Raw genomic sequence first — 16251 nt, forward strand, 5'->3', positions numbered from 1 at the left:
TCCTCACAGTGCGCCGCGACGGCTCTTGGCGTAGGTATCAAACGCCACCGCCAGAACGATAATTAATCCGGTGATAATCTGCTGGTAGTAGGCCGAGACGTTCATCAGCACCAGGCCGTTAATCAGAATCCCCATGATGATGGAGCCGATAATGGTGCCGCCGATGCGCCCGTAGCCGCCCATCAGCGAGGTGCCGCCAATCACCACCGAGGCAATGACGCGCAGTTCAAAGGAGATCCCGGCCACCGCCTCAGCGCTCCCCAGACGCGCGCTCAGAATGAAGCCCGCCAGCCCCGCCAGGCAGCCAATCAGCACGTAGACGCTGACCAGCACGCGCTTGACGTTCACCCCCGCCAGGCGCGCTGCCTCCGGGTTACCGCCGATGGCGTAGACGAAGCGGCCCCAGCGGGTTTTATGCAGCGCCAGATAGCCGCCGAGGGCGACGATGGCGAAGATCCAGATCGGAATGGAGATGCCGAGCAGCTCCCCGCGCCCCCACCAGCGGTAGCCCTGATCGAAACCGGCAATCGGCGCGCCGTCGTTGATCACCAGCGTCAGGCCGCGCCAGATGGTCATCCCGCCGAGGGTCACGATGAACGGCGGCAGGCGCAGGCGGGTCACGCCCAGGCCGTGCAGGAAGCCAATCGCCGTGCCCATCGCCAGACAAATCCCCAGCCCGATCAGCCAGCTCATGCCGCCCCAGGCGTTCGGATCGACGGTGGTGAAGTTGTCGCCCTTAATCACGTACGCCGCGGTCATGGCGCAGACCGCCAGAATGGAGCCCACGGAGAGGTCAATCCCGGCGGTCAGGATGACAAAGGTCATCCCCACAGCCATGATCCCGTAGATGGAAACTTCGGTCAGTATGTTGAAAATATTGCGTTCAGAGAAAAAGTTGCTGTTCTGCGACTGGAAGAAGATCAGCAGCAGGATCATGAAAATCAGTACCCCGAAGCGCTCGAAGAAGGCGATGGGATCGATGCGTCCGGCGCGTTTGACCGGGGCCTGCGTTTTAGAAATCATCTGCGTCATGAGAAACTCCGTTATGCCGCGTTCAGGGCGTTGTGGTTGATGGCCATCATCGTCATCAGCCGTTCTTCGTTAGCGTCGTCACCGTGGATCTCGCCGGTCACCCGGCCTTCGCTGAGGGTGATGATCCGGTCTGACACCGCCATCACTTCAGGCAGATCGGAGGAGATCACGATCACCGCCACGCCCTTTTTCGCCATGTCAAACAGCACCTGGTGCACTTCTGATTTGGTCCCCACGTCGATGCCGCGCGTCGGCTCATCAACGATCAGCACCCGCGGGTTGAGCGCCATGCAGCGCGCGAGGATCACCTTTTGCTGGTTACCGCCGGAGAGCTTGCGCACCTCCTGCGCGCTGTTGACCATTTTGATCTGCAGCGCCTTGCGGTAGGACTCGATCAGATCGTCCTCTTTGCGGGTGTTCACGAACCAGCGCCACTGCAGCAGCGAGGAGAGGCAGGAGAGCGACAGGTTGTCGCGAATCGACAGTCCCAGCACCGCCCCCTCTTTTTTGCGGTCTTCCGGTACCAGCGCCACGCCCTGGTCGAGGGCATAGAGCGGGTCGCGCGGCTGGTACGGTACGCCGTCCAGCTCAAAGCTCCCGGCGGTAAACGCGTCTGCGCCAAACAGGCAGCGCGCCACCTCGGTGCGTCCCGCGCCCACCAGTCCGGCAATGCCTAAGACCTCCCCGGCGTGAACGTGGAAGCTGATGTCATGCAGGGCGATGCCGTGCGGATCCAGCGGCGGCTTTTCGCGGCTCAGCCCCTTCACCGCCAGACGGACGGGTTTGTCCTCATGATGGGTTTCGCTGGCGGGACGGCGATTAAAGGCCACGTCGCGCCCGACCATCAGGCGGATCAGTTGTTCGACGTTGGTCTCCGCCACCGCGCCGGTGCCGGTGAAACGGCCGTCCTGGAAAACGGTGAAGCGATCGCAGAGCTGGAAAACTTCGTGCAGACGGTGGGTAACGTAAATAATGCTCACGCCGCGGTTTTTGAGCTCGCGCACCACGCGGTGCAGGCTTTCCACCTCGCTGTCGCTCAGCGCGGCGGAAGGTTCGTCCATAATGATGAGCCTGGCGTTGAGGGTCAGCGCCCGGGCGATCTCCACCATCTGCTGCTGGGCAACGCTCAGACGGGCGACCGGCGTGGTCGGCGCAACGTTCAGCTGCAGATAGTCGAGAATGACCTGCGCCTCCTGATTGACCGCCTTTTCGTCGACGATCAGGTTACGTTTACGCGGCTCGCGCCCGAGAAACATGTTTTCCGCGACGGTCATGTTGGGCAGCAGGTTGAATTCCTGATAGATGGTGATAATGCCCTTGTTCTGCCGTTCCACCGGGGAGTCGTCCACCGGCAGCGTTTCGCCGTTGAACCAGATATCCCCGCGGGTTTGCGGCTGCGCCCCCGCGAGCGCCTTCAGCAGCGTGGATTTACCCGCCCCGTTTTCCCCCAGCAGGGCGTGGATCTCGCCCGCACCGACGGTCAGTTGAGCGCTGCTCAGCGCCCAGACGCCGGAAAAGCTTTTTGCCAGGTCGGTCACTTTCAGTAAGGGTTGCGACATCGGTCTGCTCCTCCTTTAGAGTGAGTCGCCGCGCCAGCGGCGGCTGCGGATAAATCAGTTACCGGCCTCACCGATACGCTCAGCCTGCTGCAGGTTCTCTTTGGTGATCAGCGTCGGCGGGTAGTCGGCCCCGGTGATGGCTTTTTTCTCGCGCACGTTGGCCACCAGCTGGCTCATCGCCGTCTGCACCGCAAAGCCCGGACGCTGATCCGCCGTCACCGCCAGCCAGCCGTCGCGCACGCGGGCCAGCGCTTCAGGTACCGCATCAAAGCCGGTGACCAGAATTTCGCCCGGCTTCACGCCCTGGCTCTGCAGGGCTTCAATCGCCCCCAGCGCCATGTCGTCGTTGGCGGAGAGGATCACCTGAGGACGTTTCGGCAGCGAGGGCAGCACGCTTTCCACGATGCGCATCCCTTCAGAACGCATCCAGTTGCCGGTCTGATCGGCGACGATCTTGTACTTATCCCCGCCCGCCTTCAGGCTGTCGCGGATCCCTTTAGTGCGTTCGATGTTAGAGGAGGAGCCCGGCTGGCCGGTCAGCAGAATGATCTCCGCCCCGTCGGGGAATTTGGTTTTGACGAAGTCGCCAATCGCCTGGCCGCCTTTGTAGTTGTTGGCGCCAAAGTGCGGCACTTTCTTCTGGCTGTCGACGGAGCGGTCAAGGGTGACCACCGGCAGCTTCGCATCCTGAATTTCATCCACCGCGCTGGAGACCGCGTTCACGTCGTTCGGGGAGACGATAAAGCCCTGCGCGCCGCGGGTGATGGCGTTTTCCAGGTCAGCCACCTGCTTCGGTGAACTGCCCTGCCCGTCCAGTACCTGAAGCTTCACGCCCATCTCTTTTGCGGCTTTTACCGCCGTGCGCTGCATGTGAACTTCAAACGGCATGGCCAGGTTTGGCGTACTGAAAACAATTTGCTCGTTTTCGGCGAGGGCGGCCCCGGACGTCATGGCGATGAGGGCGGCTACGATCAGTTTTTTCATTATTATGTCTCTCTGTGTAGGGTTGTGGTGTTTAGAGGACGATCTCGCGCTGGCTGCGCAGTGACTCCAGCGCTTTATCCGCAAGGTACAGCGCACGTTCACCATCATCGCCGCTGCAGTCAGGCACCGCTTCACCGCGCAGGACCGCGACAAAGTGTTCCCATTCCGCGGCGTAAGCGGATTTGTAGCGCTGCAGGAAGAAGTGTTCCGGCAGCGCACTCGTGCAGCCCTGTTTGCCGTAGTGCTGCACCTGGTTTTCCAGAATGTTGCCCGCGCACAGCAGCCCTTCGGAGCCGTGCAGCTCCAGGCGCTGGTCGTAGCCATACGAGGAGCGGCGGCTGTTGACGATGGTCGCCATCGCGCCGGAAGCGTATTTCAGGACGATAAACGCGGTATCGATGTCGCCTGCCTCGCCAATCGCCGGATCCACCAGGTTGCTGCCCTGGGCATACACCGACACCGGCTCTTCGCCCATGATGAAGCGGGCCATGTCAAAATCGTGAATGGTCATATCGCGGAACATGCCGCCGGAGACGCGCACGTACTCCGCAGGCGGTGGAGACGGATCGCGGGAGATGATCAGCAGCGATTCCGGCTTGCCGATGCGCCCGGCCTGCACGTCGGTTTTCACGCGGCGGAACTGCGGGTCAAAGCGGCGGTTAAAGCCGATAAACAGCGGCACGTCGTACTCTTTGACCACTTTCAGGCAGTCGCGCACGCGGGCAAGGTCGAGGTGTACCGGCTTTTCACAGAAGATGGCCTTGCCGTGGCGGGCGGCCATTTCAATCAGGTCCGCGTGGGTATCGGTCGCGGAGGCGATCAGCACGGCGTGAACGTTAGGGTCGGTCATCGCTTCAGTCAGGCTCTGCTGGCGGGCCTGATACTGCGTGGCGAGGCGGGTGGCAAATTCCTGATTCGGGTCAACCACGGACCAGAGCGTGGTCGCGCCGTGGCTGGCGATGTTAGCTGCATGTACCTGGCCAATTCGGCCAGCGCCCAGTAAAGCAATGTTAAACATAACGGCTCCCGGTGTTGGTGAATGCTGTGAACTAACGACCCTATAAATAAAACATTTATTTCATTTTTATAAATAGTGAAAATTATGTTTTTGAGTGCGGGTTAACACTTTTGAGATGAATGAGATAAATTTTGTTATCAATCTCACAACATGGGAGGACATACAGCAGCTCCCCTCACCCCGGCCCTCTCCCCAAAGGGGCGAGGGAGAAAAGAGTGCACCACACCATCCCCTCTCCCCTTTGGGGAGAGGGTTAGGGTGAGGGGAAAATGAAATGAAAATTTCGTTACGGCGGAAAATCTTAATACTGACGGGCTTTTTTCACTTGCGCCTGCGTTTGCTCCGCGGCTTCACGCACGGCAGACGATTCCGCCACCTGCGCATCACCGGTTCGCCACCAGGAGGCGTAGTCGTGGGTCATCGTCTTCGGCAGTACCTTGATGTCCAGCAGCGTGGGGCCTGGATGCGCGCGAGACGCCTCCAGCGCCGTCAGCAGGGTTTGCTCGTCGTGCACCCGCCAGGCGCGGCAGCCGTAGCTCTCCGCGTTTAGCGCAAAATCGACCTTCACCAGCGGCCCGTCAAGCCGTCCGGTTTCCGGGTTGCGATGGCGGTTTTCCGTGCCAAAGCTGCCCATGCCGTGCCCCATCTGCAGGTTGTTAATGCAGCCGAAGCTGGCGTTATCAAACAGCAGAATGGTGATCTTAATCCCCTCCTGCACAGCGGTTTGCAGCTCGGAGTGCAGCATCATGTAGGAGCCATCCCCCACCATGGCATAAACCGGCTGCTCGGGTCGGGCAAGCTTCGCGCCGATAGCCGCCGCAATCTCATAGCCCATGCAGGAGTAGCCGTACTCCAGGTGATAGCTGTCCGGCGTTTTGACCTGCCAGAGGCGCTGTAAATCCCCCGGCAGCGAACCGGCCGCGCCCACCACGATGGCGTTATCTTCAATATGCTGGTTGATCAGCCCCAGCACCCGCGTCTGGGTCAGGCGGGTGTTGAGCGTCTCGCCGTACTCCGCCAGCTGCGCGTCCAGGTGCCCCGCCACTTCGGGCGCGTCGTCCGGACGCCATTGGCGATCCCACAGGCGACGGCACTCGTCGCGCCAGGCGGACTTCGCCTCAGCGATCGCCTCTCCCCAGCCGCTGCGGTAATCACCGAGCGCGTGGGTCAATGCCTGGAGCCCGGTTTGGGCATCGGCAATCAGCGCCGTGGCGTCCAGCTTCAGGGCGTCAAACTCGGCCACGTTCAGCAGCAGAAATTCGACGTCCGGATGGGAAAAGAGCGCCTTGGAGCCGGTGGTAAAGTCGGTCAGGCGCGTGCCGATGCCAATCACCAGATCAGCCTGCGGCGCGAGCTGGTTGGCCGCCATTCCGCCCGTCACCCCTACGCCACCGAGGTTAAGTGGGTGGTCACTTACCAGCGCCCCCTTTCCGGCCTGGGTTTCGGCAAACGGCAGCTGCAGCGTCTCGACAAAGTCGCGAAACGCCTCATGTGCGCCGGAATAGCGCACCCCGCCGCCGCACACCACCAGCGGACGACGCTTGCGGGCGATCAGCGCCCGCGCCTGCGCCAGACGCTGCGGATCGGGCGGACGACGCTCGATGTGGTGCACGCGACGCGCGAAGAAGCTCAGCGGGTAATCCCACGCTTCCCCCTGCACGTCCTGCGGCAGGCAAATTGTTACCGCACCGGTATCTGCCGGGTCAGTAAGCGTTCGCATCGCGCTGAGCATCGCGCTCATGAGCTGCTCGGGACGGTTAACGCGGTCCCAGTAGCGGGAGACCGGACGGAAGCAGTCGTTGGTGCTGATGCTGAGGTCGTGATACTGCTCGATCTGCTGCAGCACCGGGTCGGGCTGGCGGCTGGCATAGATATCGCCCGGCAGCAGCAGCAGCGGGATGCGGTTCGCCGTGGCGGTTGCCGCCGCCGTTATCATATTGGCGGCGCCCGGCCCGACGGAGGAGGTGACGGCAAAGATGCGCTGACGACGGTGCTGTTTGGCAAATCCCGTCGCCATATGGGCGATGCCCTGCTCGTTGCAGCCCTGCATCACCTGCAGATGGCCCGGGTCCTGCTCCAGCGCCTGGCCGATACCCAGCACGTTGCCGTGCCCAAAGATGGTGGCGACGCCCTCCACGAAGGGCGTCTCGTAGCCATCCACGCTAACGTACTGTTGATTAAGGAACCGGACCAGCGCCTGGGCCATGGTCATACGTTCGGTTTGCATAACGCCTCCTGTCAGCCCAGCGTCGGCATGGAGAACGCAGCGCCTGTCTCCTGCTGCATTTCCGGCCAGCGCGCGGTGATGGTTTTCATTCGGGTGTAGAAACGCACGCCGTCGTTGCCGTGGACGTTGAGTGCCCCGAAGATGGAGCGCTTCCAGCCGCCGAAACTGTGGAATGCCATCGGCACCGGGATTGGCACGTTGACCCCCACCATGCCCGCCTGCACCTCTTCGCAGAAGCGACGCGCGCAGCCGCCGTCACGGGTGAAGATTGCCGAGCCATTACCATATTCATGGCGGTTAATCAGGTCCACCGCGCTGGCGTAATCTGCTACGCGCACCACAGAAAGCACCGGACCAAAGATTTCTTCTTTATAGATGGTCATCTCCGGGGTGACGTTATCGAACAGCGTCGGCCCGACGAAATAGCCCTGCTCGTGGCCCTTCACGCTAAAGCCGCGGCCGTCCACGCACAGTTTCGCTCCCTGCGCTTCCCCGCTGTCGATGTAGCCCAGCACCTTGCTGCGGTGCGCGGAGGAGATAAGCGGTCCCATTTCGTTTTCCGGCGTCTGGTCAAGACCAGGTCCGACGCGCAGCGCGGCAATCTGTTTTTCCAGCCGGGCGCAGAGGTCATCGGCGGTGTTATCCCCTACCGCCAGCACCACGGAGAGCGCCATGCAGCGTTCCCCCGCCGCGCCGTAGGCCGCGCCCATGATGGCGTTGGTCGCCATCTCCATGTCCGCATCCGGCATTAAAATGCAGTGGTTTTTCGCGCCGCCCAGCGCCTGACAGCGCTTACCGTGGGCGGAGGCGGTCTGGTAAATGTATTCCGCAATCGGCGTTGAGCCGACAAAGCTCACCGCCTGCACGCGCGGGTCGGTCAGGAGCACGTCAACGGACTCCTTATCGCCCTGCACCACGTTGAAGACGCCGTCCGGCAGGCCGGCCTCTTTCAGCAGCTGCGCCAGCGCGAGCGCGAGAGAAGGGTCTTTTTCCGACGGTTTCAGCACGAAGGTATTCCCGGTCGCCAGCGCAATCGGGAACATCCACATCGGCACCATCGCCGGGAAGTTAAACGGCGTGATCCCGGCGCAGACGCCGAGCGGCTGCATCAGCGAGTGGCTGTCAACGCCGGTACCGACGTTCGCCGAGTGTTCGCCCTTTTGCAGATGCGGAATACCGCAGGCAAACTCCACCACTTCCAGGCCGCGGGTCAGTTCGCCCACCGCGTCGGAGAAGACCTTGCCGTGCTCTTCGCTGATGAGGCGGGCCAGGCGATCCATGTTCTCTTCCAGCAGCGCTTTGAAGCGGAACATCACGCGCGCGCGCTTAAGCGGAGCATGACGCGCCCACGCCGGAAACGCCTGCTGCGCGGCGGCAATCGCCTGCTCCGTTTCCTGCGCCGTACTCATCACCACCTGGCGGATCTGCTCGCCGGTGGCCGGGTTGAAGATCGCCTGAACGCGCTGGCCTGAACCGGTGACACATTCGCCGTGAATAAAATTCGCTACCGTCTCCATCCTTAACCTCTCGCTGTTGATACGTGACTGTGACCTGAACACTGTGTACTGAACACTATATATGAAACAAATATTCCATTTTAAGTTGAAATAAAATAAATGATGATTATTGTGATCAAGGATGGATTTTTATGTTAACAGCCAGCACCACTGACGCCGCGTGCGCTATTAAGGAATTTCGGGCGAGGAAATGACTGAAGCTTCTGTTTCATTTTTGCTGCCAGATGGATGGCCGACATTTAAAAGACGCGGTTTTGCGTTTAGAATCATATGACTGTATTTGGGGGAAAAGATGACGACAGCAACCAGCCTGAACGAACTGCAGCAGCAAATCCGCGATCGCTACGATAGCCTGAGCAAGAGGCTGCAGCAGGTCTCCCGCTACGTGCTGGATAACACCAACAGCGTGGCCTTTGATACGGTTGCCGTCATTGCCGAGCGCGCCGACGTGCCGCCCTCGACGCTGATCCGCTTTGCCAACGCCTTTGACTTCACCGGCTTCAACGAAATGAAACAGCTGTTTCGCATGAACCTGGTGGAGGAGACCGCCAGCTACAGCGACCGCGCCCGACTGTTCCGCGAGATGGAGAGCGAGGCCGTGCCGGAAACGCCGCTCGATATCCTGCAGGAGTTCGCCCGTTCAAACGCGCAGGCGCTACAGCAGCTGGCCGCCCGCGCCGAGCCGGAGATGCTGGAGCGCGCGGTACAGCTGCTGGCCGATGCCGACACCATCTACATCGCCGGACTGCGTCGCTCCTTTAGCGTTGCCGCGTATCTGACCTACGCCCTGAGCCACCTGGAGTGTCGCCCTATCCTACTCGACGGGATGGGCGGCATGCTGCGCGAGCAGATCAGCCGCATTAAGGCGCGCGACATCGTGGTGTCGATCAGCTTCTCGCCGTACGCGGAAGAGACGGTGATGGTCAGCGAAACCGCCGCCAGCGTCGGCGCGCGGCAGATCGTGATTACGGACAGCCAGATAAGCCCCCTGGCGACGTTCAGCGATCTCTGCTTTGTGGTGAAAGAGGCGCAGGTGGACGCGTTTCGGTCTCAGTCGGCGACGCTGTGCCTGGTGCAGTCGCTGGTGGTGGCGCTGGCATATCGACTGGGGAGCGGGGAGAAATAGCCCCAATGCAGTTTGGTGGGCCGGGTAAGGCATAGCCGATACCCGACCACCTGAAGAGCATCAGCCAGACATTAACGGCTCCTTATCTCGGGGCAATCAGAATAACTGACGGAAGAGAGGGAATTCAGACGTTGCCCCGTAATCTGTAACACCCGCAGTAAAAGCATAATGCCGCGGCGGGTATCAGGATCGTTAAGCATGGTGAACACCTGCCGAAGCGAGATATCCCCTTCCCGGTTAATTTGCTCTCCCCACGCCATGCGTAGCGCGGTTCCCCCTTCCCAGCCGACGGTCACGACATCTTCAAAAACGCCAGCCAGTTTTTCGACCATCGCGCTATCGGCCATTTCCAGCAGGTCTGCGACGACGGCAAGCAGATCAACGAGATTATTCAGGCGATTGCCCGCCATAAGCGGGGCAAGGCTTTTTAGTAACTGTTCCTGGTCACTCATCAGAACATCCCCCTCACGACGCCCCAATACAGTCCACGGTTAAAACCGTTTCGCAGCATGCCGCCGAGTTTAGTCGCCGGCGTGGGGGTCACGTCATTGCGATAGTCATATACCAACGGCATGCCGGCCCAGAGCCCCATCTGCGCGACGGCCTGAACCCGTCCATCATAATGGTTACCGCTTCCGGGCGGTCTGCCGTACAGCTCCGCCACAATGTTGTCAGCAATGATGGGCGCCTGGTTGTGGCACGACCCTCCCGCTTTACTGATCGGGAGGTCAACGGTATCGCCGATCACATACACGCCTTCTAAGCCGTAGACGCCGAGCGTCTGGTGATCCGTCGGCAACCAGCCTTCACCGTTCTGAACCTCACTCAGTCCCGTATCACGCACCGCGTCGACCGCCCTGATGGGAGGCGTTGCCATCAGGATGTCGAAGTTCTGTGAATCGCCCTCGGCGGAATAGGCAATTTTGCTGTCAGGATCGACATGGCTTAGGGTAAAACCGCGCTGATGCTGTATTCCTTTGGCGGCAAAAATATCGCCCAGCGCCTCCCCCACCGGACGCTGCAGGAACAGACAGTTTCGCAGCAACTGCGCGACGGTCGGATAGGTATAAACAATCTCAACCTGATTACGCACCCCACGCTGGCGCAGATAGTCGTCAACCATCAGCGTGGTTTCAATAGGGGCAATGCCGCACTGGTGGGGAACATTCGGCGTTTCCGGGAAAGAGACGGTAATAAATATTCGCCCCTTTTTGATGGTGGCGAGCTTATGCGCTAGCTGTCTTGCCGCCGCATATTGATAAAAATGGTCGCCCGCGTCGGCAAGGCCAGGGATTTTTTGGGGGAAAGGCGTGCAGCCCGTTGCGATAACCAGCAGGTCCCAGTCGTAATATCGTTTACTGGCACCGTACAGTCGCCGCTGCTTAAAATCGAAAGATTCAATCCTGTCGGTAATAAATTGAATTTCCGGACTCAGTAATTGCCGTTCAGGCCGGGCCAGTTCATGGTGATGGAAGAGGTTAAAGGCGACGTACATAAAAGCGGGTTTGTAGTAGTGCACCGGTGATTCGGAAATCAGTACCAGCTCTACCTGACCGGCAGCAATTTCACGTCGTAATTTCCTGGTCAGAAGGTTGGCGACAATTGTTCCTCCCGTGCCGCCGCCGACAATCATTATGCGGTTTTTCATTCCTTTATTCGCTCATGGTAGTGAATGGGAATTCACGTAACCAGACCGCTTCACTGTTACGCTCAGCTAAAGGGTAGTAATAGAGTAATATTCCGCAACATAACCTTTCACGAGAAATTTAATTTTGATAACCACATTATTATTTATAAAATATACTGCAAAATATAATTTATATCCCTATAACGCAGTCTCTTTTCATTACCATTATTCGCCAAAGAGCAGCTTTGTGTACTTTTTAGATACCGCACCGGAGCGCTGTCCGTTCGCGCCATAATAGCGATCTTCACGGCACAGTCGCTCCTTCACATCGCAGAAAATACCGTTGGCAAAGGTGAATTCGGTCAGATCGACATTGCTCGACGTGAACACCTCGTTTGCAGCAGCCTTCTTACCGAGATACGTCTCTGTCAACGCGCGGGATAATCCCTTGTCATTGGCGCATACATATCGGTCGCAGAGCACGCCCGATACTGGCGACTTGAGCCTGGCGGGGGTCCTGGCCTGGGCGGACATGGCGGACACGGCCAGCAGCGCGGCCACAGAGCATGCGAGTATTGACTTGTTCAAGATGATAATCTCCGTTGGTTAATGAGTGTCGGCTTTGCACCGGGCGCGGTGGAACCATGATGAGGGTGAAAAATCCTGGAGGATTTTAAGCTTCAGCAGGGAACGCCCCGTATGGCTTTTTGTCGACCGAAACGTCGTCGAAAGTTCAGCTCGTAGGCAATTGTAAGGGCCCTATCCCGGTGAGTCATGCGATTTTAAAGAGCTGAACTAATATGCTGTATACGGAGTGGGTTTGTGGGGCGGGTTAGGTCCGCTCTGAGCGAAAACCGGAAGTTAAACTAAAATAAAAATGGCATGGATGCAGCCCCACTAACGAAATGCATTTATATTGAAGTAATGCTTATTTGGATTTTTGCGAGATAATCTATATTTTTCATTGTGTTATTTTCTTTAGCGGGTACCAAAATAATCACATCCCATTCCAGAAAATCTCTCGACGACGATAACAGTTATAAGTTAAAATCACTGTGCAATTTAATAGTTAAAATGCAAACTAAACACTCAGTTAAGATTACTGAATAAATATTGCTGTTGAAAAAATTGACGATACGGATACTAATATGAACAAATATAAAGAATTGGATCGTAGATATAGTGAACTTTTTGAAAAACATAATTTAATGATTAATGAACAAGCAATGAAAAGCAAGGGCAGATAACATCAAATTGTAGCGATGTATAATCAACTAAATCTAATATTCAAAGCTGTCTTAAATAAAAGCTCACCATTTCTATTTAAATATGAAAGTGAAAAAATAGAATTTAAACCCTCCATGCTGAACGAGGGGGTTATTGTTTCTTTTCCAGTGATTACTCATGGGGAAATATCATTAAGCATCAAACCACAAGTCTCTCCAAAAAATACCTCATCTATGTGTATTACATGCAACGGTAAAGAGTCTGAACATATTAACTCTTTCTTTAAATTGAAATACGACACCCTTGAAAAAGATGGATGTGGCGATAAATACTGGCAATTAAAGGCCGACCCTGATTCTGGTAGTTTGTATACCAAACTTGATGAATATGCAGTAAAAAGAATACTAAGCTATGTGATTAAAAATCACACAGATCTTGAGAATTAATACCAGCCAAAAGGATTTATAGCCTAAATTATTTTTATACGTATAAAAATTATTAACCTAATGGAGTCTTTTACTTATGTGGTTTCACAAGGAAATTTAGTATATAAATAATTTAATATATCTTCTTGTAGCACTCATCTGTCTTAGATGCGGTTTGATCTTAGATTCGAGCAAAGTGGAAGTGTCTTTCTGGATTGTATGGAATCCAGAAAGACACTGATCTGTTTAAAGATAGTAAGTACTGGAGCTGTTGTTAAATATTATACATTTGAATAGTTTGGATGACTTCGAACCAATGAAGAGAAATGGTCGTTAATCTTCTCTAAAATAGATGTCTTTAGTATTTTTGAAATATTATTAATTGTTTGAGGATTGACCCCATCGACATGGGCACTTAACTCACCATGGCCAAAAGCATGGCGAATACTAGATAAAAGATAGATAGGGTTGTAATTATTTCCACTCAAAAAATCTTGAACATTCGTTCGGTGTTTGACTTCAACATTAGGACTAGAAGAAATATATGTATAAAACCTTAAAAGGTCAGGTCCATTTTTTTTAAGCGTAGTAGTTAAAGCATTTTCTTCTGAAAAAGTGTAACTTAAATAGTTATATTTCCCACCAGATCCTGTTGGTAATACGTAGTAATAACTCTCTACTGCACTCCAAACAAGTAAGGACCTCATTAATGCTTCATAACCGAGGTTTGTTTGTTTAGTAGAGTTCTTTATCATAACTCCCTCGAAGTCCGCAGCCAAGGCATATCTGGCGGCGAATCGGTTCAGATCGCCAATAGTGATTCCGGCTCTGAATCTATAATGAGTAAAGCCACCATAATTTCTTTCAATTTTGCAAAACTTATCCCATGAATCTGGATATTCTCGTCCCATTAGTCTAAATCCTTATTTATGAATATGGTGTAATCTACTACCTTCTGGACAAAATATCATGATAGGCTTGATGTCTGCTATTGGCACGAAGGGGACGTCCTAGCTGGGCTAAAGGTCCGTTGTGAGCGAGGAGCGGACATTGGTAGCCTCGACAACATGATTCGCATTGAGGTGTATTAATCAGCGAGAAACAGGTCAGTTTATTGCTCCAGCCCGACCTTTACGAAAGGGCTGCCATGACTACGCGATTTTTTGATTAGTTTGCCTACGTATAATTCTCTGATTTCTGGTGATGCGATTCGTCCAACAAACTCTGAACGGTTGGTTTCAGGGGGGATAACCAGTTCCCGGGTAAAGTACTGCTGAGAGCCTGCCTTTAACCAGCACTGTATCTCATAAACTTCCATCACCAAACCGCCGTAGGTGGCGTATGCAAATTGTAGGTTTTCATCTTTTGGTACTTTAGCCCAGACGCCACGCGTAGCTTCATATAATGCAAGAGCACTCATGCCAGACTTGTAGGTGCTGTTTAGCAGAAAAGCGAGCCCGGCATGTTCAGGTGCGATTTCCGTCTCTTGCTTAAGAAGGAGATGGTTGAGCTCATCCAGAGTAATTCGCCCCATAAGGGAGCTGCTTCCTCGTACTTTGTTGGTCAGTTCTCCAACACCTAAGAGATCAATACATGTTGCTTCAACAAGCTTCGCGGTTGCCTCATCCATGCCATGGCGTAGTATGTCGATACCCAGATTTCCTGTTTTTAACAGATGATTAATTCGTTCTGATTTCGGAGAGCCATCATTATACTTTATATGATCAAGGCAGCGTTCTGACTTGCCTTTGCCTATATAAAACGGCTTTTTATCTGCATCTTCAGTGTCATAAAATGCATAAACATAGAACTTAGCCATACCTAACGCTTTTGAGTATTTTGAATATTCTTTCAAACCTTGCTTCCTTAAGGCAAAAGTACTTAATTTTATTATCGGCACTATGGTTCAGAACTTAAGCGCAAAACAATTAGCGTATAGATTGATCTGCGCCCATCGATGAAAATGGGCCAAAGTTAGCAAAGACAACTATTGGCACAGGGTTGCTGTTGCAACCCTGCCAACCTTCCTTAGACTTCAATCGATTCAGAGATCTCTAACGCATCATCGACTTCAATGGCCAGATAACGGACTGTGCTTTCCAGTTTCTTATGGCCCAACAGAAGTTGGCATACCCGGAGATTTTTGGTTTTCTTGTATATCAGGTAAGCTTTCGTTCTTCTAATGGAATATGTGCTGTAAAGCGAAGCTTCGAGACCAAGCTTTTCTACCCACCCATGAAAACTTCGGCTGTATTGCCTAGTTGATTTGTGCCGGTTAGTTCCAATTCGAGACTGAAACAAGAAGTCTTTACTATTCAAATTGCCAAGCTTTATCAATGCTGACCTGCCCCCAAGATTGATACTACCATCAGCCAGTAATGTCGGTTGTTTTTTCTCCATATTTCCCGTTTCTCCAGTCCGCTGCAAATTCAGCCGGAGTCTGGTAGTTCTGCGAAGAATGAGGACGGCACTCGTTATAATCCTGTCGCCAGTCATTAATCGTTTTCCTGGCATGAACAATATCTCTGAACCAGTGCTCGTTCAGGCACTCATCTCTGAATCGTCCAAAACTCTCATTAAATCCGTTCTGAGTCCGCTTGCCCGGCTGTATAAGCCCTAGGACCACACCATGCTCAAGGCCCATTGTTCGAGTGCGCGGCAAGTGAACTCCGGTCCCTGATCGGTTCTTATCGTAGCAGGATAACCACGAAACAGCGCGATACTGTCCAGAAAACACGTGACCTGCACGCCTGAAATCCCAAATGCGGCGGTAATCGTCAGGCACTCCTTCGTGAAATCATCCACGCAGGTCAGGCTCTTGATTCTGCGACCGTTGGCCAGAGCGTCCATGACGAAATCCATCGACCAGGTCAGGTTCGGCGCATCCAGGCGCAGAAGCGGAAACCGTTCGGTCGCCAGCCCTTTACGGCGTCGTCTGCGTTTTACGCCCAGCCCTCTCAGATGATAAAGGCGGTACACGCGCTTGTGATTAACATGAAGGCCTTCGCGGCGCAGTAACTGCCAGATACGGCGGTAGCCAAAACGTCTGCGTTCAGGTGCATGCTCAATAATACGCCCTGATAAATGTGCATCAGCAGCTGGGCGCTGAGCATCATAACGGCAGGTCGACAGGGACAAACCTGTAAGCCAGCAGGCACGACGTTGCGACAGATCGGTCACATCACACATCAACACCACGGCTTCCCGCTTCTGGCATGTCGTCAGTACTTTCGCCCCAGAGCCAGCTGAAACGCCTTCTCATCCAGCATGGCTTCGGCAAGCAGCTTCTTGAGCCTGGCGTTATCTTCCTCAGGCGACTTCAGGCGCTTAACCTCGGGCACCTCCATACCGCCATACTTCTTACGTCAGGTGTAAAAGGTAGCGTCGGAAATGGCGTGCTTACGGCAGATTTCCCGGGCAGAAACCCCGGCTTCAGCCTCACGGAGAATACTGATGATCTGTCCATCGGAAAAACGCTTCTTCATAGGCATGCCCTCACGTTGCTGATG

Annotated in this window: 13 protein-coding genes and 2 pseudogenes; 2 read left to right on the forward strand and 13 right to left on the reverse strand. The window is 54.9% G+C overall.

Translation table 11 applies throughout. The features are described 5' to 3' along the window. Positions 1–3 precede the first annotated feature (3 nt). The 6 genes from BM007_RS17865 to BM007_RS17890 form a co-directional block, all read right to left on the reverse strand. Positions 4–1032 carry an ABC transporter permease gene (locus tag BM007_RS17865; protein WP_008502116.1) on the reverse strand — a complete coding sequence of 343 codons (1029 nt, stop codon included), beginning with the start codon at positions 1030–1032 and terminating at the stop codon, positions 4–6. A gap of 11 nt (positions 1033–1043) precedes the next feature. Next, the gene (locus BM007_RS17870; protein WP_024907543.1) at positions 1044–2591 is read right to left on the reverse strand and encodes a sugar ABC transporter ATP-binding protein; all 1548 of its coding nucleotides are present in this window, start codon (positions 2589–2591) and stop codon (positions 1044–1046) included. Positions 2592–2645: 54 nt separating this feature from the next. Further along, positions 2646–3575 carry a sugar ABC transporter substrate-binding protein gene (locus BM007_RS17875; protein WP_008502118.1) on the reverse strand — a complete coding sequence of 310 codons (930 nt, stop codon included), beginning with the start codon at positions 3573–3575 and terminating at the stop codon, positions 2646–2648. 31 nt (positions 3576–3606) lie between these two features. Then, positions 3607–4593, reverse strand: coding sequence for an inositol 2-dehydrogenase (iolG, locus tag BM007_RS17880; protein WP_032675319.1), 987 nt, complete (start codon positions 4591–4593; stop codon positions 3607–3609). Between the two features lie 301 nt (positions 4594–4894). Beyond that, the gene (gene iolD, locus BM007_RS17885; protein WP_090420165.1) at positions 4895–6820 is read right to left on the reverse strand and encodes a 3D-(3,5/4)-trihydroxycyclohexane-1,2-dione acylhydrolase (decyclizing); all 1926 of its coding nucleotides are present in this window, start codon (positions 6818–6820) and stop codon (positions 4895–4897) included. 11 nt (positions 6821–6831) lie between these two features. Continuing rightward, entirely contained in the window at positions 6832–8337 is a 1506-nt protein-coding gene (locus BM007_RS17890) for a CoA-acylating methylmalonate-semialdehyde dehydrogenase (protein ID WP_090420168.1), read from the reverse strand. 292 nt (positions 8338–8629) lie between these two features. Here BM007_RS17890 and BM007_RS17895 point away from each other — a divergent pair, with 292 nt between their 5' ends. After that, positions 8630–9463 carry a MurR/RpiR family transcriptional regulator gene (locus BM007_RS17895; protein WP_024908667.1) on the forward strand — a complete coding sequence of 278 codons (834 nt, stop codon included), beginning with the start codon at positions 8630–8632 and terminating at the stop codon, positions 9461–9463. 71 nt (positions 9464–9534) lie between these two features. Here BM007_RS17895 and BM007_RS17900 read toward each other — a convergent pair whose 3' ends face one another. From BM007_RS17900 to BM007_RS17910, 3 genes are all read right to left on the reverse strand, one after another. Beyond that, positions 9535–9915, reverse strand: a complete 381-nt coding sequence (locus tag BM007_RS17900) for a DUF1641 domain-containing protein (protein ID WP_061714647.1) — start codon at positions 9913–9915, stop codon at positions 9535–9537. After that, entirely contained in the window at positions 9915–11111 is a 1197-nt protein-coding gene (locus tag BM007_RS17905) for an NAD(P)/FAD-dependent oxidoreductase (RefSeq protein ID WP_090420171.1), read from the reverse strand. The genes BM007_RS17900 and BM007_RS17905 overlap by 1 nt, the downstream gene beginning before the upstream one ends. 204 nt (positions 11112–11315) lie before the next feature. Then, positions 11316–11678, reverse strand: coding sequence for a YcgJ family protein (locus tag BM007_RS17910; protein ID WP_308327249.1), 363 nt, complete (start codon positions 11676–11678; stop codon positions 11316–11318). A 674-nt stretch (positions 11679–12352) separates the two neighbouring features. Here BM007_RS17910 and BM007_RS23090 point away from each other — a divergent pair. Continuing rightward, the gene (locus tag BM007_RS23090) at positions 12353–12763 is read left to right on the forward strand and encodes a hypothetical protein (protein ID WP_139210924.1); all 411 of its coding nucleotides are present in this window, start codon (positions 12353–12355) and stop codon (positions 12761–12763) included. Positions 12764–13023: 260 nt separating this feature from the next. Here BM007_RS23090 and BM007_RS23095 read toward each other — a convergent pair whose 3' ends face one another. From BM007_RS23095 to BM007_RS17925, 4 genes and pseudogenes are all read right to left on the reverse strand, one after another. After that, a complete protein-coding gene (locus tag BM007_RS23095) occupies positions 13024–13653 on the reverse strand; it encodes a hypothetical protein (RefSeq protein WP_139210926.1) in 630 nt (209 codons plus the stop codon). A gap of 200 nt (positions 13654–13853) precedes the next feature. Next, positions 13854–14597, reverse strand: coding sequence for an LEM-3-like GIY-YIG domain-containing protein (locus BM007_RS17915; RefSeq protein ID WP_090420174.1), 744 nt, complete (start codon positions 14595–14597; stop codon positions 13854–13856). Between the two features lie 173 nt (positions 14598–14770). After that, a pseudogene (locus tag BM007_RS17920) lies at positions 14771–15085 on the reverse strand (tyrosine-type recombinase/integrase); the annotation flags it as partial. A 25-nt stretch (positions 15086–15110) separates the two neighbouring features. Further along, positions 15111–16227, reverse strand: a pseudogene (locus BM007_RS17925) (IS3 family transposase). Positions 16228–16251 lie beyond the last annotated feature (24 nt).

Origin of the sequence: Enterobacter sp. NFIX59, assembly GCF_900113755.1 — a bacterium.
In the GTDB taxonomy this organism is placed as follows: domain Bacteria; phylum Pseudomonadota; class Gammaproteobacteria; order Enterobacterales; family Enterobacteriaceae; genus Enterobacter; species Enterobacter pseudoroggenkampii.

Excerpts from the sequence above, each read along its gene's own strand:
- BM007_RS17865 (WP_008502116.1), bottom strand. The coding sequence starts at position 1,032 with ATGACGCAGATGATTTCTAAAACGCAGGCCCCGGTCAAACGCGCCGGA.
- BM007_RS17870 (WP_024907543.1), bottom strand. The coding sequence starts at position 2,591 with ATGTCGCAACCCTTACTGAAAGTGACCGACCTGGCAAAAAGCTTTTCC.
- BM007_RS17875 (WP_008502118.1), bottom strand. The coding sequence starts at position 3,575 with ATGAAAAAACTGATCGTAGCCGCCCTCATCGCCATGACGTCCGGGGCC.
- iolG (WP_032675319.1), bottom strand. The coding sequence starts at position 4,593 with ATGTTTAACATTGCTTTACTGGGCGCTGGCCGAATTGGCCAGGTACAT.
- iolD (WP_090420165.1), bottom strand. The coding sequence starts at position 6,820 with ATGCAAACCGAACGTATGACCATGGCCCAGGCGCTGGTCCGGTTCCTT.
- BM007_RS17890 (WP_090420168.1), bottom strand. The coding sequence starts at position 8,337 with ATGGAGACGGTAGCGAATTTTATTCACGGCGAATGTGTCACCGGTTCA.
- BM007_RS17895 (WP_024908667.1), top strand. The coding sequence starts at position 8,630 with ATGACGACAGCAACCAGCCTGAACGAACTGCAGCAGCAAATCCGCGAT.
- BM007_RS17900 (WP_061714647.1), bottom strand. The coding sequence starts at position 9,915 with ATGAGTGACCAGGAACAGTTACTAAAAAGCCTTGCCCCGCTTATGGCG.
- BM007_RS17905 (WP_090420171.1), bottom strand. The coding sequence starts at position 11,111 with ATGAAAAACCGCATAATGATTGTCGGCGGCGGCACGGGAGGAACAATT.
- BM007_RS23090 (WP_139210924.1), top strand. The coding sequence starts at position 12,353 with ATGTATAATCAACTAAATCTAATATTCAAAGCTGTCTTAAATAAAAGC.
- BM007_RS23095 (WP_139210926.1), bottom strand. The coding sequence starts at position 13,653 with ATGGGACGAGAATATCCAGATTCATGGGATAAGTTTTGCAAAATTGAA.